This is a genomic window from Actinosynnema sp. NPDC049800 (genome assembly GCF_040656635.1).
Lineage (GTDB): Bacteria > Actinomycetota > Actinomycetes > Mycobacteriales > Pseudonocardiaceae > Actinosynnema.
Window position 1 is genome coordinate 39,529 of record NZ_JBFAMT010000051.1, and the last position, 24,635, is coordinate 64,163.

At 72.6% G+C, this 24,635-nt stretch carries 25 protein-coding genes and 1 pseudogene; 14 read left to right on the forward strand and 12 right to left on the reverse strand.

What is annotated here, in order from left to right; genetic code table 11:
* Positions 1-238: 238 nt before the first annotated feature.
* From AB0I91_RS35825 to AB0I91_RS35840, 4 genes are all read left to right on the forward strand, one after another.
* Positions 239-1,675 (forward strand): LCP family protein, encoded by a 1,437-nt coding sequence (locus AB0I91_RS35825; RefSeq protein WP_499640883.1) that lies wholly within the window; start codon positions 239-241, stop codon positions 1,673-1,675.
* Between the two features lie 83 nt (positions 1,676-1,758).
* The gene (locus AB0I91_RS35830; protein WP_498780438.1) at positions 1,759-2,970 is read left to right on the forward strand and encodes an LCP family protein; all 1,212 of its coding nucleotides are present in this window, start codon (positions 1,759-1,761) and stop codon (positions 2,968-2,970) included.
* Positions 2,971-3,195: 225 nt separating this feature from the next.
* Positions 3,196-4,068: a hypothetical protein gene (locus AB0I91_RS35835; protein WP_498780439.1), complete on the forward strand. Its 873-nt coding sequence runs from the start codon at positions 3,196-3,198 to the stop codon at positions 4,066-4,068.
* 54 nt (positions 4,069-4,122) lie between these two features.
* Positions 4,123-4,818 carry a TIGR03089 family protein gene (locus AB0I91_RS35840; RefSeq protein ID WP_498780440.1) on the forward strand — a complete coding sequence of 232 codons (696 nt, stop codon included), beginning with the start codon at positions 4,123-4,125 and terminating at the stop codon, positions 4,816-4,818.
* A gap of 3 nt (positions 4,819-4,821) precedes the next feature.
* Here AB0I91_RS35840 and AB0I91_RS35845 read toward each other — a convergent pair whose 3' ends face one another.
* Positions 4,822-5,229: a DoxX family protein gene (locus AB0I91_RS35845; RefSeq protein ID WP_499640885.1), complete on the reverse strand. Its 408-nt coding sequence runs from the start codon at positions 5,227-5,229 to the stop codon at positions 4,822-4,824.
* 144 nt (positions 5,230-5,373) lie between these two features.
* Here AB0I91_RS35845 and AB0I91_RS35850 point away from each other — a divergent pair, with 144 nt between their 5' ends.
* From AB0I91_RS35850 to AB0I91_RS35865, 4 genes are all read left to right on the forward strand, one after another.
* Entirely contained in the window at positions 5,374-5,712 is a 339-nt protein-coding gene (locus AB0I91_RS35850) for an ArsR/SmtB family transcription factor (protein WP_498780444.1), read from the forward strand.
* Positions 5,702-6,181 carry an SRPBCC family protein gene (locus tag AB0I91_RS35855; RefSeq protein ID WP_499613253.1) on the forward strand — a complete coding sequence of 160 codons (480 nt, stop codon included), beginning with the start codon at positions 5,702-5,704 and terminating at the stop codon, positions 6,179-6,181. The genes AB0I91_RS35850 and AB0I91_RS35855 overlap by 11 nt, the downstream gene beginning before the upstream one ends.
* 112 nt (positions 6,182-6,293) lie before the next feature.
* Positions 6,294-7,355: a VanZ family protein gene (locus AB0I91_RS35860; RefSeq protein WP_499640904.1), complete on the forward strand. Its 1,062-nt coding sequence runs from the start codon at positions 6,294-6,296 to the stop codon at positions 7,353-7,355.
* A gap of 9 nt (positions 7,356-7,364) precedes the next feature.
* Complete coding sequence (locus AB0I91_RS35865; RefSeq protein WP_498780448.1) at positions 7,365-7,562, forward strand: hypothetical protein; 198 nt, start codon at positions 7,365-7,367, stop codon at positions 7,560-7,562.
* 24 nt (positions 7,563-7,586) lie between these two features.
* On the opposite strand, the gene AB0I91_RS35870 is transcribed toward AB0I91_RS35865, so the two are convergent.
* From AB0I91_RS35870 to AB0I91_RS35900, 7 genes are all read right to left on the reverse strand, one after another.
* Entirely contained in the window at positions 7,587-7,916 is a 330-nt protein-coding gene (locus AB0I91_RS35870; RefSeq protein ID WP_498780450.1) for a hypothetical protein, read from the reverse strand.
* A gap of 216 nt (positions 7,917-8,132) precedes the next feature.
* The gene (locus AB0I91_RS35875; RefSeq protein ID WP_498780451.1) at positions 8,133-9,296 is read right to left on the reverse strand and encodes an acyl-CoA dehydrogenase; all 1,164 of its coding nucleotides are present in this window, start codon (positions 9,294-9,296) and stop codon (positions 8,133-8,135) included.
* Positions 9,297-9,348: 52 nt separating this feature from the next.
* Complete coding sequence (purE, locus tag AB0I91_RS35880; protein WP_499613308.1) at positions 9,349-9,834, reverse strand: 5-(carboxyamino)imidazole ribonucleotide mutase; 486 nt, start codon at positions 9,832-9,834, stop codon at positions 9,349-9,351.
* Positions 9,835-9,851: 17 nt separating this feature from the next.
* Positions 9,852-11,048: a 5-(carboxyamino)imidazole ribonucleotide synthase gene (locus AB0I91_RS35885; protein ID WP_498780453.1), complete on the reverse strand. Its 1,197-nt coding sequence runs from the start codon at positions 11,046-11,048 to the stop codon at positions 9,852-9,854.
* Between the two features lie 130 nt (positions 11,049-11,178).
* Positions 11,179-12,159 (reverse strand): ABC-2 membrane transporter-related protein, encoded by a 981-nt coding sequence (locus AB0I91_RS35890; protein ID WP_498780455.1) that lies wholly within the window; start codon positions 12,157-12,159, stop codon positions 11,179-11,181.
* Positions 12,156-13,028, reverse strand: coding sequence for an ATP-binding cassette domain-containing protein (locus tag AB0I91_RS35895; protein ID WP_499640887.1), 873 nt, complete (start codon positions 13,026-13,028; stop codon positions 12,156-12,158). The genes AB0I91_RS35890 and AB0I91_RS35895 overlap by 4 nt, the downstream gene beginning before the upstream one ends.
* Positions 13,025-13,441 carry a GntR family transcriptional regulator gene (locus tag AB0I91_RS35900; protein ID WP_499640889.1) on the reverse strand — a complete coding sequence of 139 codons (417 nt, stop codon included), beginning with the start codon at positions 13,439-13,441 and terminating at the stop codon, positions 13,025-13,027. Before AB0I91_RS35900 ends, AB0I91_RS35895 begins: the two co-directional genes overlap by 4 nt.
* Before the next feature lie 260 nt (positions 13,442-13,701).
* On the opposite strand from AB0I91_RS35900, the gene AB0I91_RS35905 reads away from it, so the two are divergent.
* Positions 13,702-14,184: a ricin-type beta-trefoil lectin domain protein gene (locus AB0I91_RS35905; protein ID WP_499640891.1), complete on the forward strand. Its 483-nt coding sequence runs from the start codon at positions 13,702-13,704 to the stop codon at positions 14,182-14,184.
* Positions 14,185-14,422: 238 nt separating this feature from the next.
* Here the strand turns inward: AB0I91_RS35905 and AB0I91_RS35910 are convergent, their stop codons facing one another.
* The gene (locus AB0I91_RS35910) at positions 14,423-15,229 is read right to left on the reverse strand and encodes a GGDEF domain-containing protein (protein ID WP_499640893.1); all 807 of its coding nucleotides are present in this window, start codon (positions 15,227-15,229) and stop codon (positions 14,423-14,425) included.
* 147 nt (positions 15,230-15,376) lie between these two features.
* Here AB0I91_RS35910 and AB0I91_RS35915 point away from each other — a divergent pair, with 147 nt between their 5' ends.
* Genes AB0I91_RS35915 through AB0I91_RS35925 form a run of 3 tightly spaced genes read left to right on the forward strand, consistent with a single transcriptional unit; the run spans position 15,377 to position 18,769 of the window.
* Positions 15,377-17,629: a sigma-70 family RNA polymerase sigma factor gene (locus AB0I91_RS35915; protein WP_499640895.1), complete on the forward strand. Its 2,253-nt coding sequence runs from the start codon at positions 15,377-15,379 to the stop codon at positions 17,627-17,629.
* Positions 17,630-17,665: 36 nt separating this feature from the next.
* Positions 17,666-18,181, forward strand: coding sequence for a GtrA family protein (locus AB0I91_RS35920; RefSeq protein WP_498780579.1), 516 nt, complete (start codon positions 17,666-17,668; stop codon positions 18,179-18,181).
* A 36-nt stretch (positions 18,182-18,217) separates the two neighbouring features.
* A complete protein-coding gene (locus AB0I91_RS35925) occupies positions 18,218-18,769 on the forward strand; it encodes a GtrA family protein (protein ID WP_498780467.1) in 552 nt (183 codons plus the stop codon).
* A gap of 7 nt (positions 18,770-18,776) precedes the next feature.
* Here the strand turns inward: AB0I91_RS35925 and hisN are convergent, their stop codons facing one another.
* Positions 18,777-19,562 (reverse strand): histidinol-phosphatase, encoded by a 786-nt coding sequence (gene hisN, locus AB0I91_RS35930; RefSeq protein ID WP_499613238.1) that lies wholly within the window; start codon positions 19,560-19,562, stop codon positions 18,777-18,779.
* A 39-nt stretch (positions 19,563-19,601) separates the two neighbouring features.
* On the opposite strand from hisN, the gene AB0I91_RS35935 reads away from it, so the two are divergent.
* Together AB0I91_RS35935 and AB0I91_RS35940 are read left to right on the forward strand one after the other, a co-directional pair.
* Positions 19,602-20,267: a response regulator transcription factor gene (locus tag AB0I91_RS35935; RefSeq protein ID WP_053718971.1), complete on the forward strand. Its 666-nt coding sequence runs from the start codon at positions 19,602-19,604 to the stop codon at positions 20,265-20,267.
* Positions 20,267-21,541 (forward strand): ATP-binding protein, encoded by a 1,275-nt coding sequence (locus AB0I91_RS35940; RefSeq protein ID WP_498780470.1) that lies wholly within the window; start codon positions 20,267-20,269, stop codon positions 21,539-21,541. The genes AB0I91_RS35935 and AB0I91_RS35940 overlap by 1 nt, the downstream gene beginning before the upstream one ends.
* Positions 21,542-21,632: 91 nt before the next feature.
* Here the strand turns inward: AB0I91_RS35940 and AB0I91_RS35945 are convergent.
* A pseudogene (locus AB0I91_RS35945) lies at positions 21,633-21,881 on the reverse strand (hypothetical protein); the annotation flags it as partial.
* Entirely contained in the window at positions 21,878-24,631 is a 2,754-nt protein-coding gene (locus tag AB0I91_RS35950; RefSeq protein ID WP_499640897.1) for a TNT domain-containing protein, read from the reverse strand. The pseudogene AB0I91_RS35945 and the gene AB0I91_RS35950, both read right to left, overlap by 4 nt.
* Positions 24,632-24,635: the final 4 nt, after the last annotated feature.

Genomic DNA, 24,635 nt, shown 5'->3' on the forward strand with positions numbered 1-24,635 from the left:
CATCGCAGTCTGTCACGAGTGCCATTCGTGCAACCCACCTGGTTGTTACAGCGTCTCCCGTATAAGAGGAATGTCCGGCGCGGCCAACCTCCGCGCCAGTAATGTCGACCAGGCACGCCTGAGCGCACGGGGGAGGCAGGCAGTGGACTCCAGTCCGCCAGGAACAGCCGGTGGATCGGCTGCACTGCGTGCACTCGCGATCACCGCGCGTTCACTGCTGGCGCTGGTCTCGGCGGCTGTGCTCGTCGTCACGTGGTACGGCTGGTACTACCTCAGCGACATCGACGATGACATCACGACGACCGACGTCATCGCGTCCTCGGTGACCGAGGACGCCGACGGCGTGCCCCGCAGGCCGCTCGACGGCGCGGTCGACATCCTGCTGGTCGGGGTCGACAGCCGCACCGACGCGCAGGGCAACCCGCTGTCGGACGAGGTGTTGGCGCTGCTCAACGGCGGTGTGGCGGACGGCACGCAGAACACCGACACGATGATCCTGGTGCACATCCCCCAGGACGGCACGCGTGCGGTGGCCATCTCGTTCCCGCGTGACGCGTACGTGGAGATCGCGGACGGGTTCGGCAAGCACAAGCTGAACTCCGCGCTGGCCAGGCAGAAGAACGACAAGGCGCAGGAGCTGCGCGACAAGGGCGTGACCGACGAGGCCCGCATCGAGCTGGAGTCGACGCTGGCCGGCCGCAAGACGCTGATCAAGACGATCGAGGGGCTGACCGGCGGCTCCGTCACCGTCGACCGGTATGCCGAAGTCAACCTGGCCAGCTTCTACGAGGTGACGAAGGCGCTCGGCGGCGTCGAGGTGTGCCTGAACGAGGCCACCAGCGACCGCGACTCGGGCGCGGACTTCCCGGCCGGGCGGCAGACCATCGAGGGCGCCAAGGCGCTGTCGTTCGTCCGCCAGCGCGGCGGGCTGCCCGGCGGCGACCTGGACCGGATCGTGCGGCAGCAGGTGTTCATCGGCGCGTTGGCCCGCAAGGTGCTCTCCACGGGCACGCTGACCGACTTCGACCAGCTCGACCGGCTCGTGACGGCGGTGAAGAAGTCCGTCGTGCTGAGCGAGGGGTGGAACATCACCGAGTTCGCCACCCAGATGCAGGGCCTCGTGGGCGGCAACATCCAGTTCCGCACGATCCCGGTGGGCGACCCGATGGACACGTGGAGCGACGGCAACGTGCTGCCGGTCGACCCCGCGCGGGTGCGCCAGTTCATCAAGGGCCTGGCGACCGACAACGACCCGTCGAAGGCGCCCGCCACGACCACGACGCCGTCCGGGCCGCCGCCCTCGGCGATCACCGTGCACGTCTACAACTCCGCCGGGGTGAACCGGCTCGCCGCGAGCGTGCTGGACATGTTGGTGGAGAAGGGTTTCAAGCGCGGTCGGGCGGACTCCGGGGCGTACGCGGAGACGACGTCCGTGCGGTACGCGCCGGGTGAGCGGGCGAGCGCCGACAAGGTGATCTCGGCCCTGACCGGTAACGCCGAGGCCATCGAGGACGACTCCGTGCCCAGGGGGCAGGTTCTCGTGTACGCCGGCGCCGACTACGCGCCGCCGGACCAGTCCGACCCGGCGTCGGTCGGCGTGCCGGGCACGGACAGCCCGCCCTCGACGAGCTCGACCCCGCCGATCACCGCCGACGGTGTGGTCTGCGTCAACTGAGCACCACCTCCCGGTGAATCCGGACGTCCGACCGGCCGAGGGTGGTTAGCCTGGTCGGACACCCATTCGTAGGAGGAGCGCCGGTGAGGGCTGCGGTGATCGCGGGACGCGTGCTCGTCGCGCTGCTGTCCGCGGCCGTGCTGGCGGCGTCCGGGTACGGCTGGTCGACGTTGCAGCGCGTGCAGGAGAGCGTGAACACGACCGACGTGCTGACCGCGCTGTCGGACGTGCCGAACGCGCCGCCCGCGGCCGACGGCGCGACCGACATCCTGCTGGTCGGCAGCGACAGCCGCACCGACGCCCAGGGCGTGCCGCTGCCGGAGCACGTGCTGCGGAAGCTGCGCACGGAGGCGACGGACACCCTCAACACGGACACGATCATCGTGATGCGCGTGCCGCACGACGGCAGCAAGGCGCACGCCGTGTCCATCCCCCGGGACACCTACGTGCCGATCCCGGAGGTCGGCGAGGAGAAGATCAACTCGGCGTACGGGCTGACCAAGTTCTTCACCATGGAGCGGCTGGCGGCGTCGGGCATGTCCGACCTGACCGAGCGCTCCAAGGCGGGCGACCAGGCCGGGCGGCGGGCGTTGGTGCAGGTGGTGCAGGAGCTGACCGGCGTGCGGGTCGACCACTACGCGGAGATCAACCTCTACGGGTTCTACCTGCTCACCGAGGTGATCGGCGGCGTGGAGGTGTGCCTGAAGCAGGGCACGTCGGACCCGGACTCGGGCGCGAACTTCCGCGCGGGCGTGCAGACGATCTCGGGCGGGGACGCGCTGGCGTTCGTGCGCCAGCGCAAGGGCATCCCGAACGGCGACCTGGGCCGGATCACCCGGCAGCAGGTGTTCATGTCGGCGGCGATGTCGAAGCTGCTGTCGGCGGGGACGCTGGCGGACCCGACGCGGCTGTCCGGGCTGCTGGACGCGGTGAACAAGTCGATCGTGGTGGACGAGGCCCTGGATTTGGCGAAGTTCGCCGGTCAGGCGCGCGGGCTGGCCGGCGGGAACGTCGAGTTCGCGACCATCCCGGTGACCGGCGTCGGCGCGCGCAACGACCGCGGCCAGAGCATCGTGACCGTGGACCCGGCGCAGGTGAAGGCGTTCGTGGCGGAGTTGTTGGGCGAGAAGACGCCCGCGCCGGCCCCGCCCCCGACCTCGGCTGCCCCTCCGGCCACCGGGACTTCGACCACGGCCGGCGCTCCGCCCACCCAGCGCCTCGCGGGCGACCGCCTGGTGAGCCTGGACGGCCCCCGCCACCGCGTCGTCCAGGCCGGCCCGGTCTGCGTCGACTGACCGGCCCGCGTCGGCTGACGGCCCGCGTCGACTGACGGCCCGCGTCGACTGACCGGCCTGCGTCGGCTGACGGCCCGCGTCGACTGACGGCCCGCGTCGACTGACCGGCCTGCGTCGGCTGACGGCCCGCGTCGACTGACGGCCCGCGTCGGCTGACCGGCCTGCGTCGGCTGACGGCCGATTCGTTCAAGACCCGCGGGCGGCGCAGGTGCCAGCATCGTCGGCATGGACCTCGCCCGCGCACACGCGTTCCTGGACACGCACGCCCGGCTGCTCGAACGACGGCTCGCCCTCCTGTGGTCCCGGCCCGACCCGGTCGCGGCGGTCGCGGTCGTGGACGCGCTGGCGGGCTACCGCAACGCAGACGGCGGGCTGGGCCACGCGCTGGAACCGGACGTCCGCGCGCCGCACAGCCAGCCGCTGGCCGTCGACTTCGCGCTCGGCGTGCTCGGGCAGGTGCTGGACTCGCCCGCCGCGGCCGACGCCGTGGTGCGGGAGAAGGTCGCCGGGTTCGCCGGGAGCCTGGTGCCGTACCTCGACTCGGTGACCTCCCCCGAGGGCGGGCTGCCGATCGTGCTGCCCGACATCGCCGATCACGCCCGCGCCGAGCACTGGGGCGACGGCCGGTTCCCGGTCGGCCTCAACCCGACGGCGGGCATCGTCGCGGGGCTGCGCAAGGCCGGCGTGTCCGCCGCGTGGGTCGACTCCGCCGACGAGTTCTGCCGCGTGCGGATCGAGGCGCTGTCCGGCGACGTCGACGCGCACACGGCGGTCAACGTGCTGCACTTCCTGGCGACCACCCCGGACCGGGAGTGGGCCGGTCGGCACGGGCTGTCGGTCGAGGATCTGAGCCTGTTCCACCTCTACCCCGGCGAGGGCTACGGCCTGACCCCGTTGGACTTCGCGCCGCTGCCGACCGACCCGCTGCGCGCCCTCTTCCCGGCCGACGCGATCACCGCCCACCTGACCGCGCTCGCCGCCGCCCAGTGCGAGGACGGCGGCTGGCCGGTGACCTGGCGGCCACCGGGCCCGGCCGCCGCGCTGGAGTGGCGCGGCATCGTCACCGCCAACGCCCTCCGCGTCCTGACCGCCGACTGACCCGGTGCTCGGGGCGATGGGCGCGGGGGTGGCGGGGCGTGGCAAGGTTGGCGCATGACCGTCACGGATGCCCTGTTCGCGCCCCTGTTCGCGGCGAATCCCGGCCGTCCCCTGATCACGCACTACGACGACGCGGCGGGCACGCGGGTGGAGCTGTCGCGCGCCACCATCCGGAACTGGGCGGCCAAGACGGCGAACTGGCTCCGTGACGAGCACGACGTCGAGCCCGGCGACCCGGTGGCCGTGCTGCTGCCCGCGCACTGGCAGACGGCCGGCGTGCTGCTGGGCGCGTGGTGGTGCGGCGCGGCGGTCACCGACGACCCGGCGGGCGCGAAGGTGGCCGTCGTGGCGCCCGGCGTCGAGGCGCCCGGAGCCGTGGTCACGGCCGTGGCGTCGTTGCACCCCATGGGGTTGGGCAGCGGCGCGCCCGTGGACTACAACGACGACGTGCGCGTGTTCGGCGACGACTTCGCACCCTGGGAGCCGATCCCCGGCACCACGCCCGCCCTGCTGAAGTCCACTGTGGACGAGGTTGTGGAGGAGGCGCACCAGCGGGCGGCGACGTTGGGCATCACCACGACGTCCCGCGTGCTGTCCACTGTGGAGTGGGGCCTGCCGGACGGCCTGCTGAACGGTTTCCTGGCCGTGCTGGCGGGCGGCGGTTCGCTGGTGCAGTGCAGCAACGCCGCACCGGACCTGCTGGCCGCACGCCGCGCCAGCGAGCAGACGACCCTGGACCTGGTCGGCTGAACGTCAGGCGGGTTGTTCGGCCTTGCGCCCCTTCGCCAACCGGGCGACGGACAGCGACCCGCCGTTGAACCCCACCGCGATCGCGGCCACGGCGAGCACGAGGACCAGCTCGTAGCCGCCCTGGCCGAGCAGCCCGTTCGGCAGGTGCACGAGGACCAGCGCGCCGAGCATGTTCAGCGCCAGCAGCACGCCGACCACGGGCATCGCCACGCCCAGGACCAGCAGCGCGCCGCCGACGAGTTCGACGATCGCGGCGAACCAGGCGGACAGCGTCGGCAGCGGCACGCCCATGCCCGCGAAGGCGGTGGCGGTGCCGTCGAGACCCCACTCGGTGACCTTCTGCCAGCCGTGGGCGATGAAGACCACTCCCACGCCGATGCGGCCGATGAGCGCTGCCACGTCCTTGAGCATTGCGTTTCCCCTTCACGTCGACTGTCGAACACCCTCGAAGTTATATGAAGTTTCAACCACTTCCCGGCCCGCGGGCGAGGTTGACAGCGACTCGACAGGGGCGTAGAAAACCAGTCAGTTAGATAACCGAGTGGTTAGGTAGCCATGGCGGACGATCCCCTGAGCACCACCTTCGCGGCCCTGGCCGACCCGACGCGGCGGGCCATCCTGGCGCGGCTCGCGGACGGCGCGGCGACTGTGAAGGAGCTGTCCGAGCCGTTCGCGATGAGCGGGCCGGCGGTGTCCAAGCACCTGCGCGTGCTGGAACGGGCGGGGCTCATCACGCGGGGTCGTGATGCGCAGTGGCGGCCGTGCGCGCTCGACGCGACGCCGTTGCGCGAGGTCAGCGAGTGGGCCGACGGCTTCCGCCGGTTCTGGGACGACAGCTACCGCCGCCTGGACGGCTACCTCGAACGCATGAAGGAGCAGGACGATGACGACTGACACCACCGTTTCGTGGACCACGCCGTCCGCGGTGGAGGTGGCCATGACCAGGACGTTCGACGCGCCGCAGAAGCTGGTGTTCGAGGCGTTCACCAAGCCGGAGCACGTCGTGCACTGGATGCTCGGGCCCGAGGGCTGGACGATGCCCGTCTGCGAGATCGACCTGCGGCCGGGCGGGCGGTGGCACATGGTGTGGCAGCGGGCCGACGGCAGCGAGATGGCGATGACCGGCGAGTACCGGGAGGTCACGCCCTGGTCGAAGACGGTGCAGACCGAGTCGTGGGGTCCGGAGTGGCCCTCGACGGTGAACACCACCCGGTTCATCGCGGACGGTGACCGCACGACGGTCGTGCAGACGATGGAGTTCCCGTCGCGGGCCGACCGGGACCGGGCCCTGGAGACCGGGATGAAGGACGGCGCCGAGACCAGCTACGAGCGGCTGGCGGCCTACCTGACGTCGACGGGCTGACCCGGCACGTCCGTTCGGCGGCAACGTGAGCCGATCGGGTTTGGGGTTCACGCGATCGGGGTTACAGAGCGGTTGACCTACGTCGCGGGATCGGTGGACCGGATCGGTGGAGATGCTGAGTTCGTACCTGGAGTCGGTTCGGACGGGGTTCGCGGCGTTCGTCGGCGTCGGCGTGCTCGTCCTGCTGCCGTTGATCGCGTTGCACTACTACCGGTTCGGGCGGGTGGAGCCGCGGCGGGCGGTGGTCCTGTACGGGCTGCTGGCCTACGGGCTGGTGGCGTTGGCGCTGATCTTCCTGCCGTTCCCGTCGGCGCTGGTGTGCGACGGCGAGGCGATGCTGTCCACCACGCCGTTCCAGTGGGTGACGGACATGCGCCACAACCTGGCGGCGAACGGGCGTTCCGGGGTGGGCGCCGTCGTCACGTCGAGCGCGTTCGTCCAGCAGGCGTTCAACGTCGCGCTGTTCGTGCCGCTGGGCGTGGTGCTGCGGAAGTCCTACGGCCGGGGCGCGGTCACCGTGGTCGTGATCGGGCTGGGGATCTCGCTCGCCGTCGAGGTCGTGCAGTACACGGGGAACCTGGGCGCGTACCCGTGCCCGTACCGCGTGGCGGACGTCGACGACCTGATCTCGAACACCACCGGTGCGCTGCTCGGCTGGATGCTCGCCCCGGTCGCGCTGGTCGTCCCCGCCGTGCCGCACCCGGACGCGTCGACGGCCCCACCTCGCACGGTGACCGTGCCGCGTCGCCTGATGGCGCTGGCGGTAGACGTGGTGATCCTGATCGTCGTCACCCACCTGATCTTCGACGACAACCGCTGGTGGCTGCTGGCGCTGACGGTCGTGATCCGCGTCGTCCTGCCGTCGGTCACCGGCCGGACGCCGGGCGGCTGGCTGCTGCGCCACCGACTCCGCCGTGCCGACGGCGACCGCGCGAACCCGTTCCGGATCGCCCTGCGGGAGCTCCTGGGCGTCACGGGCCTGATCACCTACACCACCCTGGCCCCGACCCCGTGGCCGTTCGCCGTGGACCTGACCGTCCTGGCGTTCTTCGTCCTGGGCACGTTCGTCATCCCGGTCCTGCGCCGGGACCAGCGGAGCCTGCCGGACCTGGCCGCCGGAACCCGTGCCGTTCCGACCGACCCAACCCCCGCAACCGCCCTGACCAGCCCTTAGCCTCACCCCATGGGACCGCTGTCGGACGACGAGTACCGAACCTTCTTCACCCTCCTCCACCGCTACTGCGAGGAGGAGCTGGACCAGGCGGAGCAGTTCTCGGTGCCGACCGGGTACGGCGACGTGTACGTGTCCTTCGGCCGCCACCCGCAGGGCCCGGAGGACGCGTACACGCCGTTGGGGGACACGAAGTTCTGGAACCCGTGAGAGGGAACCCGATCAATTCACCGATCAGAAGCAGATACCGGTGTAGGCGAGCGCCGAAGCGAGGATGTAACCATCACCGAAGTGGGTGTTGTACTGGTCGTAGAGGTTGCCGTAGTACCAATTGCCCGACGGGTTGGGCACGTTGAACTTGTCCCCGACGAACGCGTACGCCTTGACGGATCCCCCGGGCGAGTGACGGAGCGTCGCATTGCTGGTCAGCACGTACTGCCGGGTGCACTGGACACCGACGTCACCGCCCGTGGCCTCGACCGGAGCGGCCGTCGCGACACCGCCGGACACGGTGAGACCGGCGCCCAGCGCGAGTGCGGCGACCGCGGTCTTGATGCTCTTCATGAGGCCTGCTCCCCTTTTTCCATTACCTGCGGCTCGATTCGTCGAACCGGGACGCAACGCTAAGGGCAGGCCACACCGAACACACTCGACCATCAGAGTAATGCGACGCTACCAACGGTGATAATCCACCGAGGAGCGTGCGGATGTCCGTAGACAAGACAAAGGCGGCCTGATCGGCGAAGATCAGGCCGCCGTCGGGCCGGCGTGCCGGGCGGACTAGCCGTTGAGCAGCGAGCGCGACATCACGACCCGCTGGATCTGGTTCGTGCCCTCGTAGATCTGGGTGATCTTCGCGTCACGCATCATGCGCTCCACCGGGAAGTCGCGCGTGTAGCCCGCGCCCCCGAACAGCTGCACGGCGTCCGTCGTGACCTCCATCGCCACGTCCGACGCGAAGCACTTGGCCGCCGCCGTGATGAAGCCGATGTTCGGCTCACCCCGCTCGGCCTTCGCCGCGGCCACGTAGACCATGTGCCGGGCGGCCTCGATCTTCATCGCCATGTCGGCCAGCATGAACTGCACGCCCTGGAACTCGGAGATCGACTTGCCGAACTGCTTGCGGTCCTTCACGTAGGCCACGGCGGCTTCCAGGGCGCCCTGCGCGATGCCCACCGCCTGCGCACCGATGGTCGGACGCGTGTGGTCCAGCGTCCGCAGCGCGGTCTTCAGGCCGGTGCCCGGTTCGCCGATGACGCGGTCCGCCGGGATCGTGCAGTTCTCGAAGTGGATCTCACGGGTCGGCGAGCCCTTGATGCCGAGCTTGCGCTCCTTCGAACCCACGACGAAACCCGGGTCGTCCTTGTGCACGACGAACGCCGAGATGCCCTGCGACTTCTTCGGCGCGTTCGGGTCCGTCACGGCCATGACCGTGTACCACGTCGACTCACCGGCGTTCGTGATCCAGCACTTCGTGCCGTTCAACACCCAGTGGTCGCCGTCCAGCCTGGCCCGCGTGCGCATCGACGCCGTGTCGGAGCCCGCCTCCCGCTCGGACAGCGCGTACGACGCCATCGCCTCGCCCGACGCGATGGACGGCAGCACCTGCCGCTTCAACTCCTCCGACGCCGACAGCAGGATCGGCATCGTGCCCAGCTTGTTCACCGCCGGGATCAGGGACGACGACGCGCACACGCGCGCCACCTCCTCGATCACGATGCACGTCGCCACCGAGTCGGCGCCTTGGCCGTCGTACTCCTCGGGCACGTGCACGGCCGCGAAACCGGACTTGACCAGCGCGTTCAACGCCTCGACCGGGAAGCGCTCCTGCTCGTCCACGTCCGCCGCGTGCGGCGCGATCTCCTTGTCGGCCAGCGACCGGACCGCCTCGCGCAGCGCCTCGTGCTCTTCGGCGAGCTGATAGGTACCGAAGCTCGGGTCCACGTTAAGTTACCTCCCGGTAGGGCGTCCTACCGGGATGTTAGCGCGCGTTCACTCAATTCGCCGCTGTGCCGTCCGCAACAGCCCGCAGCGCGGCGTCCTTCGCCAGCACCAACTCCGACAGCGACGCCTGGAACGCCTCCATCCGCTTCCGCAGCTCCTCGTCCGCCGCCGCCAGGATCCGCACGGCCAGCAGCCCGGCGTTGCGCGCGCCGCCCACGGACACCGTGGCCACCGGCACGCCCGCCGGCATCTGGACGATCGACAGCAGCGAGTCCATCCCGTCCAGGTACTTCAACGGCACCGGCACGCCGATCACCGGCAGCGCGGTCGCCGAGGCCACCATCCCCGGCAGGTGCGCGGCCCCGCCGGCGCCCGCGATGATCACCCGCAACCCCCGGGACGCGGCCGTGGTGGCGTAGTCCAGCATCCGCTGCGGCGTGCGGTGCGCCGAGTACACGCCCACCTCGTAGGCGACGTCGAACTCCGCCAGCGCCTCGGCCGCGCCCTTCATCACCGGCCAGTCCGAGTCGCTGCCCATGATCACGCCGACGTGCGTCACTGCTGTCCTCCGTGGATGTCGTACCCGTCCAGCCACGCACCGTCGGACAGCCAGTGCGCCGCGAGCCTCGCCCGCTGCCGCACCTCGTCCATCCGCTCGCCGAGCAGCGTCACGTGACCGATCTTGCGCCCCGGCCGCTCCGCCTTGCCGTACAGGTGCACGTGCGCGTCGGGGAACCGGGCGAACAGGTGGTGCAACCGCTCGTCCGGCCCCATCTCGGGCGAGTCCGCCGCGCCGAGGACGTTCGCCATCACGACGGCGGGCGCGGCGAGGTCCGTCGCGCCGAGCGGGTAGTCCAGCACGGCGCGCAGGTGCTGCTCGAACTGCGAGGTCCGGGCGCCCTCGATGGTCCAGTGGCCGGAGTTGTGCGGGCGCATGGCGAGCTCGTTGACGACCAGCCCGTCGGCGGTCTCGAACAGCTCCACGGCCAGCAGCCCGACCACGCCCAGCTCGGCGGCGATCCGCAGCGCCAGCTCCTGCGACTGCTCGGCGAGCGCGGGGTCCACCTCGGGCGCGGGCGCCAGCACCTCGACGCAGATGCCCTCCTGCTGCACGGTCTGCACCAGCGGCCACACCGCGCCCTGGCCGAACGGCGAGCGCGCGACCAGCGCGGCCAGCTCCCGGTGCATGGGCACGCACTGCTCGACCATCAACGGCGTGCCGGCGGCCAACAGCTCGGGCACGACCCGCTGCGCGCTCTGCGGCGTGTTGAGCATCCACACCCCGCGGCCGTCGTAGCCGCCGCGCACGGCCTTCAGCACGCACGGCCAGCCGTGCCGAGCGCCGAACTTGAGCACGTCGGACGCGTCCAGCACCGCGGCGAACGGCGGCACGGGCGCGCCCATCGCCGACAGCCGCTCCCGCATGACCAGCTTGTCCTGCGCGTGCACCAGGGCGTCGGGCCCGGGGAACACCTTCACGCCGTCGGCGACCAGCGCGTGCAGGTGCTCCTGCGGCACGTGCTCGTGGTCGAACGTGACGACGTCGCACGACTTGGCGAACGCGCGCAACGCGTCCAGGTCGGTGTGCTTGCCCAGCTCCACGTCGCGCGCGACGAGCGCGGCGGGGTCGGAGTCCGACTCGGCGAGCACCCGCAGCGACTGGCCGAGCGGGATGGCGGCCTGGTGCGTCATGCGGGCGAGCTGGCCGCCGCCGATCATGCCGACGACGGGGAGGCGGGTTCGGGAGTCCACGGTTTCGTGATTCTACGTGCACAAACAGGGTGCTCCGGACCGGGTGCGGAAGCCCCGCGCGGTCGGTGACGCGCGCGGGACCCCCACGGCAGGGCCGCCGCGGTGTGAAGGCGGCGAACCCGGTCCCCGGTCAGACCCGACTGGCGCGGCGCACCCGCACGAAGGCCAGCGCGAGCAGGCCCGCGGCGAGCACGAGGAAGATCGCGGACTCGAACAGCTGGAACGGCACGAGCCGCTCCGCCGGGTGGTACTCGGTGAAGAACAGCACGTTGTTGTCGTTCATGCACTTCGTGTAGGCGTCGCTGTCGTGGACGTTCGAGCACGCCGAGGGGTACGCGACCTCGTTGCCCGCCGCGTCCGAGAACCCGCTCGCCACCGTCCACGAACCGTCGCCCGGCCCGTCCCACGACCGCTCGTAGGCGTCGTACCGCTCCACCTTGAGCAACGGCTCCTGGAAGTTCGGCCGCCACAGGCCCGCCACGACGCCGCGCACCGCGACGAACACGCCGAGGGCGAGGCCCATCGACATCACCGTGCGCCGGGTGACCGCGCCGAGCGCCAGCCCGAGCGCGAAGCCGAACGCCGCGAACCCGGCCTGGACCAGCGGCGCCGCCTCGAACGCCGGCATCGTGAACGGCGGGAAGATCGGCCGGTCGGTCGTGGCGTTGATGCTGTCGATCAGCGTCCTCGACGCCAGGCCGACCACGACGGCGAGGGCCACCGCGGGCACGCCGAGCAGCACCGCCTTGCCCGCCAGCCAGCGGGTCGGGGTGATGTCCTGGCTCCACACGACGAGGTGCGTGCGCTGCTCGTACTCGCGCGCCAGCACCGGCGCCGCCCAGAACACCGCGACGGCCAGGCCGGTCACCATCGGCGCCAGCATCACCACGCTGCCCACGCTGATGAAGCGCCAGCGGCCGAACAGCCCCCGTGCGTCGCCGGTGGCCTCGACCCGCCACGCGAGGAGGAGCGCCAGCGCGATGGCCGCGCCGGCGACGACGACCACGCCGGCGATCGCCCACCGGTGCTGCCGCCACGTCAGCCACGCCAGGTCCGCCCACCCGACGCCGGCACGCTTGGTCACCGACGTGGTGTCCGTCGTGGTGGTCATGCGCGGGCCCCCTTCCGAGTGGCTTCGAGCTGCGCGAGCACGTAGTCCTCCAACGTCGGCGCGCGCTCGACCCACGGGCCCGCCACCACCGGCCGCGGCTGCCCCTCCGGCAGCTCGACCAGGAACGTCGACTGGCGGGCGGTGTGCCGCGCCTCCACGATCCCGCCCAACGCGGGCGGCACGTCCGAGCGCGGCCCGGTGTAGCTGACGTGCCTGCCGAGCAGCTCGTCCAGGTCACCCCCCGCCAGCAGCCGGCCGTGCGCGAGCAGCAGCAGGTAGTCGGCGACGCCGGACAGCTCGGCCACGACGTGCGTGGACAGCAGCACGGTCATGCCGGTCTGCTCGACCTCGCCCAGCAGCTCGGCGGTCACCTCGCGGCGGGCCAGCGGGTCGAGGTTGGCCAGCGGCTCGTCCAGCATGAGCACGTCCGGCCGCGAGCCGATGGCCAGCGCGAACGCCACCTGGGCCTGCTGGCCGCCGGACAGCTTGCCGCACGCCCGGTCCAACGGGATCTCGAAGCGCTCCAGCCAGCGACGGGCGCGCGCCTCGTCCCAGACGACGTTGAGCCGCGCGCCGAGGCGCAGCACGTCGGCCGCCGAGAAGTTCCGGTAGACCGGCTTCTCCTGCGACACGAACGCCACCCGGCCCACCGCGCCCGCCGACCCCTCGTCGGCGTCGAGGAGTCCGGCCAGGACGGTCATCAACGTCGTCTTGCCGGCGCCGTTCGCGCCGACCAGCGCCGCCACGCGACCCGCGGGCAGCTCGAACGTGCACTCTCGCAACGCCCACTTCGCACGGTAGCGCTTGCCCAGCGACCGCGCCCGGACCGCGACCGCGGCCGCGTCGGCGGTCTCCACCCCGGTGCTCACGGGACCGCCACCCCCTCCCCTGCCGTTTGCTGCTCGCCGCCCTCGTCGGCGACGAGGACCGAGCGCACCAGCGCGTCGATGTCCTCCGCGTCCAACCCCGCCTCGCGCGCCTCGCGGACCCACACGGCGAGCCGCGCTCTCAGCGCGTCCATCACCCGCGGGTCGGTCGAGCCGAGCCCGGCTTTGACGAACGTGCCCGAGCCCTGGCGTGCCTCGACCAGGCCGGACAGTTCCAGTTCGCGATAGGCCTTGAGCACCGTGTTCGCGTTCACACCACTCCTCGCGACGACGTCGCGGACGGTCGGCAGCCGGTCTCCCGGCCCTAGCCAGCCCAGGCGCAGCGCCTCCCGGACCTGGCGCACGAGCTGGAGGTACGCGGGGAGGCCGCTGGACCGGTCGATGCGGAACTCCACCCGGCGCCTCCAAATTGTGTCACTCGACTAAGACACTGACACACGGTTGCGGAACGCCCCGAGGTTGTCAAGCGGGTCACCCGTGGACCCACCCCGCCGCGCACGGTGGGGTGTCGGCCCGTCCCGCGTCCGTGACCGCGCAACGCCCGCCCCGACCGGCCGGGTCGTTTATCGCCACGATGGTTGTTCCCGCCGCTCGGGAATCCGGTCCGGCCCTTTTACTGGAGCGTGCACGAAACCCGGTACCGAAAGGAAAGCGAATGAAATTCGCACGACTCCTCGTCACCTTTGTCGCGACCGTCTCGGCGTTGCTCGTCGCGCCGCTCTCCAACGCGGCCCAGCCCGACGCGCAACAGACGTTCTACGAGATCCAGAGCGATACCGTGACCGACGACGTATGGGACCAGACCAACTGGGCCTGGAACCCCGACTACCCGGTCATCGCCCACCCGCGCCACGGCGGGGACAACCAGCAATGGTATTGGCCCGGTGACGGCACCATCAGGAACAAGCAGTACGGATGGTGCGTGACCTCGATCGAGGGTACGTTGGCGGGCCGGGACTGCGGCGCCTACCCGAATCAGGAGTGGGATCTCTCTCCCCGTGACAATTGGCGCGTCTGGAAGGTCGAACTGAGGGGCACCAATCTCTGCGTCACCCACAACGGCACCTACAACGCGCTGGTCCTCACGAGGTGCGAGGAGGACCGGGTCGACCAGTTGTGGCACCTCATCGAGCGATAGCCGAAGGCACTCGGCTCACCCCACCGGTCCATTGGTGACAGGTGTCCCCGATTCGCCGACCTCGACACCGGGAGACCACCACCCGCCGCGGGTTCCGCACCGGAATCGGCCGGGAATGTCTCCCGAAGGGGCCTGAGAGCGAGGAGCCCGGCGCGCTGGGAAACCAGGCGCCGGGCTCCTTCGGGGGAGGGGGGTCTTCAGTTGTCGGACGCCGGACAGGGGTTCGGCGCCCGGGCTCTCAGTGGCCGAGACCGGCGATCAACGCCACCGCGTCCTCGCAGGTCGGGGGCAACTCCTCCACCCAGACCTCGACCGGGCCGGTCGGCGCGACGTGGGGGTCGACGGCCAGCCGGTCCGCGGCGAGCACCCGCAGGTTGAGCACGGCCCGCGGCAGGTGCCGGTCCCGGCGCAGCAGCACGCACGCCACCGACGACCCGATCGAGGCCACCGTCTCGCCACCGTCGAACACCTCCTTCAGCGCGTCGGCCAGCAGGGTCATCGCCACCACGCGCGACCACCCGGACGTGCGGGTCAGGTCGAGCGCCACGAACACCAGCACGTGGTCCTGGCGGCCGACGGCCCGCGCCTCCGCGTACACCTCGCGCAGCCTCGTGCGCAGGTAGGCGGGCGTGGCCAGGCCGGTCAGCGGGTTGTCCGCGGCGCAGGCCGCCGCACGCCTGCTCATCACGTCGCCCCAGCCCAGCGCGGTGGACCGCAGCATCGGCGACGGGATCGCGTCCACCCCCGGCGACACGATGCCCGTCGACCCCGGCGGCTCCGCCAGCACCGCGTGCAGCGCCGCCAGGTCGAGCAGCGTCTCCGCCAGCCCGGCGCCCGCCTCGGCGCGCGCGGCACCCAGCCGGTACAGCGCCGTGCTCACGTCCTCCTGGTCCAGCACCGCCCGGCACACCCCGTCCACCTCGGCCAACGGCCAGTCCGCCGGGAACGCCCAGCCGGCGGCCATCGTGGCCGTGCGCCACCTCGACCGCAGTGCCCGCGTCCCCTCGGCGCCGCCACGCCGTGCGACCGCTTCCCGAACATCCACCCGGATGCCTCCTCGACGTCGGTTTCGCCTACGAGACGTCGCCGCCACTCAGCCATGACGGCATTAAGTCCACCCAGTCGGGGGGTTCTGGGTGACGGTGTGCGACTCCGTAGGTCACACTGACGCCGCGCGAGGAGGGAAGAACACGTGGCGACCGTTCCTGCCGAAGTCCAGGGACCTAGCGATGCGGAGCTGATCGACTCCGTGCGCGCCGGGGACATCGAGGCCTACGGGCAGCTCTACGAACGCCACGTGTCCGCCGCGTACAACCTCGCCCGCCAGCTCTCCAGGTCCTCCGCCGAGGCCGACGACCTGGTCTCCGACGCCTTCGCGAAGGTCCTCGACACGCTGCGGGCGGGCCGCGGGCCCGACTCGGCGTTCCGCGCCTACCTGCTCACCGCGCTGCGCCACACCGCCTACGACAAGACGCGCCGGGACCGCAAGCTCGAGCTGGCCGACGACGTGGCCGAGGTCGCGCCCGAGGCGACCAGCGTGCCGTTCAAGGACACCGCGGTGGCCGGGCTGGAGCGGTCGATGGCGGCCAAGGCGTTCGCCCGGCTGCCCGAGCGCTGGCAGACCGTGCTGTGGCACACCGAGATCGAGGGCCAGTCGCCCGCCGAGATCGCGCCGCTGCTCGGTCTGACCGCCAACGGCGTCTCCGCGCTGGCCTACCGGGCCCGCGAGGGCCTCAAGCAGGCCTATTTGCAGGTGCACCTGGCCGAGACGCAGACCGAGCGCTGCCGTGCCACTGTGGAGCGGCTCGGCGCGTGGACGCGCGGCGGCCTGTCCAAGCGGGAGACCACGCAGGTCGAGGCTCACCTGGACGAGTGCACGGGCTCCTGCCGGGCGCTGGCCGCCGAGCTGGCCGACGTCAACGGCGCGCTGCGCGGCATCATCGCGCCGCTGGTGCTCGGCCTCGGCGCGTCCGGCTACCTCGCCGCGGCCGGCGCGGGCACCGCCAAGGCCGTCACGGTCGCCGCCGCGGGCACGGGTGGCGCGGCCGGCGCCGTCGCGTCCGCGCCGCGCCAGTTCCTCGTCGCCGGAGTCTCGGCCGCCGCCCTGGTGGTCGCGGTGGCGATCGGCCTGGCCTCCGGCGGCGAGCAGGAGGTGCCCGCGGCGCAGGCCGCCCCGGTGGTCACCACGCAACCGGCCCAACCGACCCAGCCGCCGCCACCCGTGCCGCCGCCTGCCGTCGTGCCGTCGCCGGAGCCCTCGCCCACGACCGAACCCGCGCCGACGACCGAACCGGCGCCCGCCCCGACCCCGCCGCCCACGACGACACCGCCCGCCGAACCCCAGCCCGAGCCGGAACCCGAGCCCACGCCGCCGAACCTGGTGCCGGTGGTGCCGAGCGGGTTCGTGCTGACGCCCGGCGAGGACCCGGTCGACGTGCCGATCACCGTGCGCAACGCCGGTGAGACGGCCTCGGAGCCGGCGAGCGCCGCCCTCGACCTGCCGCCGGGCATCCGGTCCGTCGGCCCCTCCGACTCGTTCGCGGGCGGGCGGCTCGTCCGGCTCGACGGCGCGGTCGACCAGACCGTGGCCTGCCCGGCCGGCACCGGCACGGTGACGTGCGCCACCGCGCAGGGCATCGCGCCCGGCGGCTCGGCGACGTTCGTGGTCCGGGTGCAGGCCGACCCGGACGCGACGACCGGCCGGATCACCGGCACGGTCACCGCGGGCGGCTCGCTGAGCGTGGCGATCGCGGTCGACGTCGAGGTGCGCCCGGTGCACGACGACCTGGAACTGCTGGTCCACCGGTGGCAGCACGGGTTCTGGGACCCGCGGCTGGACGTCAAGGCCACCAACACCGGCGGCCGGGCGGGCGACCTGCGCCTGGTCGTCGAGTCCGACCGGCACATCACGCTGGTCGCGCTGTGGCCCGGCTGCGACAGGTCCCGCCAGCGGGTGGTGTGCGAGGTGCCGCTGGCGCGCGGCGAGTCGTTCCGGCTGGCCGTCTGGGCGATCGGGTCGCCGCACCGCGAGGGTGTGGTGCGGGTCTCGGCGACCCTCGGCACGGCGGCCGAGCAGGTCGAGGTGCCGATCTCGCTGCGCCCGGGCCAACCGCACGAGCCCGAGCCGCCGGCCGGCACGCCGACGCGGACCACCGCACCTACCACCACCAAGTCGACGCCGCCCACGACGACGACCACCACCACCACCAGGTCGACCACACCGACGACCACCGAACCGCCGGTGACGACGACGACCGTCCCGTCGGCACCGACCACGGAACCGCCCGCGTCGACCACGACCACGACGGAGCCGACGACCGCCCCGACGACCACGACCCCGACCACGCCGCCGCCCACGCGCGGCGAACCGTGCCGACCGAGGCCGCCGTGGTTGCCGCCGAGCTGGGACGACCCGTTCCCCGGCCACTGCCGTACCCCTTCGTGATCGTTCGATCACGCGGGTCGGTAGCCTGCCCCGGTGCTGCCACTAGTGCGCAGGGTGTTGGGTCTCCTGCCGGAACCGGTCCGCTTCCTGATCAACAAGCACCGCGAGCTGATCCGGTTCGCCGTCGTCGGCGGCACGACCTTCGTGATCGACAACGGCGTCTGGTACGCGTTGAAGCTGACCGTCCTGGAGGACAAGGTCGTCACCGCGAAGGCCATCGCGGTGCTGGTGGCGGTCATCTCCTCCTACGTGCTGAGCCGCGAGTGGTCGTTCCACACCCGCGGCGGACGTGAGCGACACCACGAGGCCGCGCTCTTCTTCCTGGTCAGCGGCGTCGGCATCGGCGTCAACCTGCTGCCGCTGTACGTCTCGCGGCACGTGTTCGACCTGCACTCGGAGGTCGCCGACTTCGCCGCCGGCTCGGTGATCGGCATGCTCCTGGCCACGGGTTTCAAGTTCTGGGCGATGCGGAAGTTCGTGTTCCCCCAGGCCGACGCGCGGCCGTCGGTCCAGCCGCTGCACGTCGTGGCGGAATCCCGCGAAGTCGCCTGAACAGGCCTTTCACCCCGCTTTCCGTAGACTGCCGGGGTGTCCGTAGTCGAGAACGTCGTCCTCCGCCTGCCCGAACCGCTGCGCTCCCTGGCCCTCAAGCACCGGGAACTGCTGAAGTTCGCCGTGGTCGGCGGCACCTGCTTCGTGATCGACACGGTCATCTTCTTCGGCCTCAAGACGATCGTGCTGAGCGAGAACCCGGTCACCGCGAAGATCGTGGCGACGCTGGTGGCGACCATCGTGTCGTACGTGCTCAACCGCGAGTGGTCGTTCAAGACCAGGGGCGGACGTGAGCGAAGCCACGAGGCGGCGCTGTTCTTCCTCGTCAACGGCATCGGCATCGCGCTCAACTCGCTGCCGCTGTGGGTCTCGCGGTACCTGCTGCACCTGCAGGAGCCGCACGTGAGCAGGCTCGGCGAGGAGGTCGCCGACTTCCTCAGCGCGCAGGTCATCGGCACCCTGATCGCCATGGTGTTCCGCTGGTGGGGCTACAAGAAGTGGGTCTTCCCCGAGGCGGACTTCCGGCCGCGCCGCGTGACGCGGGCCTACGACCGCCCGGACGACGAGCAGGCGCCCGGGCACTCCTGACCGGCGGTCAGCGGCCTTCGGCCAGCACTCCCAGCGCGGCGTCGTGCAGGTGCCCGTTGCTGGTCAGCACGTTGCCCCCGTCGAACCGCGCCACGCCGCCGAGGTCGGTGAACCGGCCGCCTGCCTCCGTGACCAGCACCTGGAACGGCGCCACGTCCCACGCGTTCACGATCGGCTCCGCGGCCAGGTCGATCGCGCCCTCCGCGACCAGGCAGTGCTGCCAGAAGTCGCCGAACGCCCGGTTCTCCCAGCACGCGTCGACCAGCGCCAGGTACGCCTCGCGCGAGTGGTGCTCGACCCACGTGCCCAGGTGCGTGGTGGACAGGTAGGCGTCGGACAGCTCGCGCACCGCCGACACGGAGATCTCGCGCACGCCCGAAGCGTCCGACGTGTGCGCGCCGCCGCCCGCCGCGGCCCACCACCGACGGCCCAGCGCGGGCGCGCTCACCACGCCGACCACCGGCGCGCCGTCCACGACCAGCGCGATCAGCGTCGCCCACACGGGCACGCCGCGCAGGAAGTTCTTGGTGCCGTCGATCGGGTCGACCACCCACGCCCGGCCGTCGCCCGCCGTGCCGCCGCGTTCCTCGCCCGCGACCTGGTCGTCCGGCGCCTCCAGCGCGAGCACCGCGCGGATCGCGTCCTCGACCGCCACGTCGGCGTCCGTCACCGGCGTGCGGTCGGGTTTGCTCCCCACCACGAGGTCGCGGGAGCGGAACCGGGCGGTGGTGATCTTGTCGGCCTCGTCCGCGAGGCGGAGGGCCAGGGACAGATCTGCGCGGTGGTCGGGCACGCACGGGATCGTGCCACGCCTACGCTGGGAGTCGTGAGCGTGGTCTTGTTGGCCGAGGACGACCCGGCGATCGCCGAACCGCTGTCCCGCGCGTTACAGCGGGAGGGCTACCAGGTGCAGGTGGTCACCGACGGCCCCGGCGCGTTGGACGCCGCCACGCACAGCGGCATCGACCTGCTGGTGCTCGACCTCGGCCTGCCCGGGATGGACGGGCTGGAGGTGTGCCGCCGGCTGCGCGCGGGCGGTCGCGGCCTGCCCGTGCTGATGCTCACCGCGCGGTCCGACGAGGTCGACTTCGTCGTCGGCCTGGACGCGGGCGCGGACGACTACGTGGCCAAGCCGTTCCGGCTGGCCGAGCTGATGGCCCGCATCCGCGCGCTGCTGCGCCGGCGCGCGCCGGGCACGTTGGAGGTCAACGGCGTGCGCATGGACCTCGCCGCCCGGCGCGTCACCGTGGACGGGCTGGAGGTGCAGCTGGCGAACAAGGAGTTCGAGCTCCTGCGCGTGCTGATCCAGCGCGCGGGCCAGGTGGTGCACCGCGACGAGATCCTGTCCGAGGTCTGGAACGACCCGGAGCTCAAGAGCAGCAAGACCCTCGACATGCACATGTCGTGGCTGCGCCGCAAGCTCGGCGACGTGCGCTCGGTGGAGCGCCGCATCGCCACCGTGCGCGGCGTGGGTTTCCGCTTCAACACCGCCGACTGATGCGCAGCCGGATCCTGCGGGCCATCCTGCTCGCCGTCGCGGTCACCGGGTTCGCCCTCGGCCTGCCCCTCGGCTACACGGCGCTGCGGCTGGTGGAGGACGGCGCCCGCACCGACCTGACCGCGCGGGCGCAGCGGATCGCGGCGTCCATCGACGACCAGCTCGCGAGCGGCCGGCAGATCGACCTCGGACCGGTGGAGGTCGGCGTGCCGGAGGGCGGCCACCTCGTGGTGACGTCGGCCTCCGGGGTGCTCGAGTTCGGCCGCCGCCCCGGACCGGACCCGTTGTCGGTGGAGGTGCCGATCGCGCAGCAGGGCACGGTGCGGCTGGAGGTGTCGTCCGCGCCGATGCACACCGCGCAGTACCAGGTGGCGGCGCTGGTGGTGCTGCTGGTCGTGCTGTCGGTGAGCACCGGCACGGTGGTGGCCACGGTGACCGCCCGCAAGCTCGCCATGCCGTTGCGGCACGTGGCGGCGCGCGCGGCCCGGTTGGGCGCGGGTGACTTCCGGCGCGACGACCGGCGCCACGGCGTGCCGGAGCTGGACCTGGTGGCCGAGGCGCTCGACCGCTCGGCGGGCGCGCTGGCGCAGCTCGTGCAGCGGGAGCGGGAGCTGGTCGGCGACGTCTCGCACCAGCTGCGCAGCAGGCTGACCGCGTTGCAGCTGCGGCTGGAGGCGTTGGCGCTGCACCCGGAGCCGGACATGGCGGCCGAGGCGCGGGCGGCGTTGGAGCAGGCCGAACGGCTGGCCGAGGTGCTCAACGAGATGCTGGCCGCGGCCCGGGCCGCCCGCGCGGTGGGCGCGGAACCGCTCGACCTCGGCGCGGAGCTGACCGCCATCGCCGAGGAGTGGCGCGAGCCGCTGCGGCGGGCCGGGCGCGCGCTGCGGGTGAGGGTGCCGGACGGTCTGCTGGCACGTGCCACGCCGGCGCGGCTGCGTGAGGCGATCGGCGTGCTGCTGGACAACGCGCTGCGGCACGGCGAGGGCCAGGTCGTCGTCTCCGCGCGCCGTGACGACGGGACGGTGGTCGTGGAGGTCGCCGACGGCGGCGCGGGCGTGCCGGACGAGTTGGCGCACCACATCTTCGAGCGCGGGGTGTCCGGCGGCGGGTCCACCGGCGTGGGGTTGGCGTTGGCGCGCGCCCTGGTGGACGCCGACGGCGGGCGGCTGGAGCTGTCGACCGCCCGGCCGGCGACGTTCGCGCTGTTCCTGCCCGTGCCGAAGGCCGAGGACGTGGTCGGCGTGAGCTGGCGGACCGACCTCACGCCCCGCTAGGCGCGGCCTCCGGCTGGGCTCCTCCGGCCTTGGCGTCCTCAGAGGGCTTGGCTTCCTCAAAGGGCTTGGCTTCCTCGGGCTTGGCCTCCTGGGGCAGCACGCCGACCGCGCCGCGCACGACCTGAGCCCACACCAGGCGGCCGAACAGGTAGTGGCAGGCGACGTCCTCGCTGGTGAACGCGGCCCAGTCGTACCGGTTGCCCTGCTCGCGCCAGAAGACCTCGACGCCCTCCTCGGTCGGCAGCAGGCACCACGTGTTGTCGGCCTCCGCGCCGATCGACACGACCTCGGCGGGCACGCCGACCGCCAGCAGCCAGCCCTGGATCGACTCCGCGTTCATGCCATCTCCTCCAGGTAGCCCAGCGCGACCAGGTCGGCGACCGGGTAGGTGGCGCGGAAGCGGGCGCCGCCGCCGGGCTGGCCGAACCACTCGGCGGACAGGGTGAACCACACCGGCAGCACCTTGGCCACCCGGTAGCGGTGGTAGCCCGCGTCCACCAGCGCGGGCGGCAGCGAGCGCTCGGCGTAGGCCGTGCCGAGCTGGGACAGCACCCGGCCCTCCGGCCCGCCGAACCGGTCGAGCTCGACGCCGACCGCGAGCACGCCGGGCTGGCCCGCCTCGTAGCCGCCCTCGGGGAACAGCTCGCCGGGCGGCCAGGCGTACTCGGGCGGGTCGGCGCGGACCAGGAACCGGCGCTCCCAGTCGCGTTCGTGCATGCCCGCCAACGGGTCGTAGCCCGCCAGCAGCACGGGATCGGGCGCGACGCCGGGCGTGAGGGCCAGGCGCGGCCGGTTGACCGCGGGCACCGGGTCCGTCGACACCGGACCGGTCGGCTCCACGCCGGAGAGCCGTGACCGCAGCGCGTCCTGGCTCACCGCGCGCAGGTCGAGGCCGAACTGGGCGGAGGCGTCGACCAGGTGGCCGTCGGGGTGGCCCTGCGGCTCGAAGCGCAGGCCCGCCGCGAACGTCTCGTCCTCCGACGGCGGCGGCAGCTGGCGCGCGGGCTTCGCGCTGGGCGGCGGGAGCGTGCCGCCGGGGAACATGTGCAGCAGGAACAACGCCGCCGCTTCGGTGGTCGGCTGCGCGGTCGCCGCGGCCTTGACCGGTGGCGCGGGCGGGGTGTCGTCGGGTTCGGTCGGCAGGATCGCGGACGTGGCCCCGGTCGGCAGCGGCGGCGCGGTGGTGTCGCGACCGCCGAGCGGGACGGGGACGATCGCGAACGCGAGATCGCCGTCCTTCACCTGCTGGCCGACGGCGGCCAGAGCGTCCTTGAGGCCCTGCTGGACGTCCTTGAGCTCGGTCTTGGCCGCGCTGTCGCCCTTGGCCTGGCCCTCGCCCTTCGGCTGGACCTCCGCCTTGGCCTGGCCCTCGGCCTTCGCGGCGGCTTCGCCCTTGGCCTGAGCGCCCTGGTTCTGGTTCTGGTTCTGGCCTGCCTGACCCTGACCGGAGCCGGACTGGCTCTGGCCCGAACCCTGGCCCTGGCCCTGGCCCTGGCCCGCGGGAGTCTGGCCCGCCGGTGACTGACCGGGCTGGGGTTGGGCGGCTTGGGTGGCTTGGGCAGCGCGCGCTTCGGCCTTCGCCGCCGCCTGCTGACCCGCCTGCTGGCCGGGCGCCTGGGTGTTCGCGGCGGCGTTCGCGGCCGGGTTCTGCGCGACGGCCGCCGCCGCGGCCGCTGCCGCCGCCGGAGCCGCCGCGGGCCCGCCGCCGACGGACGGTCCGCTGAACGACGGTCCCTGCGGCCCGGCCTGGTTCGCGGCCGGAGCCGCCGGCTGAGCCGTCGCGTGCGGCGCTTCGGCGTGCGGGAGCAGCGGACGGTCCAGGACCGCCGCCGACGACTGGTTGACCGTGCCCTCCGGGCGCGTCACGGCGTCCACGACCGGTCCGGCGGCGCCGAGGACGGGGTTCACCACGTTGCCGAGCAGGTTGCCGACCGCGTTGCCCTGACCGGCCCCGTTGCCGGGTCCGCTGCCGGGTCCGTTTCCGGGTCCGTTTCCGGGCCCGTTGCCCTGGCCGGGCGCGTTGTCAGATCGGCCGGGCCCGTTGTCGTGGCCGGGGACCACGGTCTCGGCCACGCTCTGGACCGTCTCCGCCGCGCCCTGGACGGTGCGGCCGACCGTGTCGTCCACCGCGCCGCCGACGTCCTGGACGACCTCGCCCGCCGTGTCCAGCACCGGTTCCACCACGGCGGCCAGCGGCGGCGCGACGGTCTCCACCACGTCGACCACCGGCTCGGTCACCGCGTTCACCGTGTCGGTCACCGCGCCGACCAGGCCGCCGACCAGACCGGGCGCCTGGCCGTTGCCCGGGGCCGCGCCGGAGCCCGTGGGCAGCAGGGTTTCCACCAAGCCGGGCGGTTGGGCGCCCGGAGCGGCGGCGCCACCGCCGGCCGGGGCCTCGGACCCGCCGGGCAGCAACCCGTCGAGCAGACCACCGCCCTGACCCCCGCCCAGCAGACCACCACCCAGCAGACCGCCGCCGCCGGGCGAACCGCCTTGGGGCTGACCGGAACCCGGGCCCTGACCGGGGCCCGCGTCGGGCGCGTGCACGCCGGGGTTGGCGGCGACCGGTGGCTGGTGGCCGCCGATCTGCACGCCGCTGTCCAACCGCACCGCGCTGGTCAACGTGTCGGTCAGGTGGGCGACGTTCGCCGCCGCGCCGCGCAACGCCGTGTCCAGGCCCAGCAACGCCGTCGGGTGCCCGGCGTTCGCGGCCTGCTGCGCGGCGTCGCTGTTCTTCGCCAGGTTCACCAGCTCGCGCACCAGCTCGACCTTGGCCGCGCCGACCTGCTCGGCCGCGTGGTCCAACCGGTCGGCCGCCGCGTGGCAACCGCGCAGCACGGCGTTCAGCGTGCCGTCCGGCGCGGTGAACTTGTTCCAGTGGCCGCGCGCCGCGTCACCGGTCGACCCGGTCATCGCGGTCAGCGCCTTGCCCGCGGCACCGTCGGACTCGCCCGCCAACGTGGACAGCTTCGCGCCCGCCTCGCGCCACGCGGTGGCGGACGCGCGCAGCTTGTCCTCGTCGGCCTGGGGCCACGACACCCCGGCTTTGGCGGCGACCTCGGCCAACTCGGCCGGCAGCTCGATCCCCATCACG

Excerpts from the sequence above, each read along its gene's own strand:
- AB0I91_RS35835 (WP_498780439.1), top strand. The coding sequence starts at position 3,196 with ATGGACCTCGCCCGCGCACACGCGTTCCTGGACACGCACGCCCGGCTG.
- AB0I91_RS35840 (WP_498780440.1), top strand. The coding sequence starts at position 4,123 with ATGACCGTCACGGATGCCCTGTTCGCGCCCCTGTTCGCGGCGAATCCC.
- AB0I91_RS35845 (WP_499640885.1), bottom strand. The coding sequence starts at position 5,229 with ATGCTCAAGGACGTGGCAGCGCTCATCGGCCGCATCGGCGTGGGAGTG.
- AB0I91_RS35850 (WP_498780444.1), top strand. The coding sequence starts at position 5,374 with ATGGCGGACGATCCCCTGAGCACCACCTTCGCGGCCCTGGCCGACCCG.
- AB0I91_RS35855 (WP_499613253.1), top strand. The coding sequence starts at position 5,702 with ATGACGACTGACACCACCGTTTCGTGGACCACGCCGTCCGCGGTGGAG.
- AB0I91_RS35860 (WP_499640904.1), top strand. The coding sequence starts at position 6,294 with ATGCTGAGTTCGTACCTGGAGTCGGTTCGGACGGGGTTCGCGGCGTTC.
- AB0I91_RS35865 (WP_498780448.1), top strand. The coding sequence starts at position 7,365 with ATGGGACCGCTGTCGGACGACGAGTACCGAACCTTCTTCACCCTCCTC.
- AB0I91_RS35870 (WP_498780450.1), bottom strand. The coding sequence starts at position 7,916 with ATGAAGAGCATCAAGACCGCGGTCGCCGCACTCGCGCTGGGCGCCGGT.
- purE (WP_499613308.1), bottom strand. The coding sequence starts at position 9,834 with ATGGGCAGCGACTCGGACTGGCCGGTGATGAAGGGCGCGGCCGAGGCG.
- AB0I91_RS35890 (WP_498780455.1), bottom strand. The coding sequence starts at position 12,159 with ATGACCACCACGACGGACACCACGTCGGTGACCAAGCGTGCCGGCGTC.
- AB0I91_RS35905 (WP_499640891.1), top strand. The coding sequence starts at position 13,702 with ATGAAATTCGCACGACTCCTCGTCACCTTTGTCGCGACCGTCTCGGCG.
- AB0I91_RS35940 (WP_498780470.1), top strand. The coding sequence starts at position 20,267 with ATGCGCAGCCGGATCCTGCGGGCCATCCTGCTCGCCGTCGCGGTCACC.
- AB0I91_RS35950 (WP_499640897.1), bottom strand. The coding sequence starts at position 24,631 with ATGGGGATCGAGCTGCCGGCCGAGTTGGCCGAGGTCGCCGCCAAAGCC.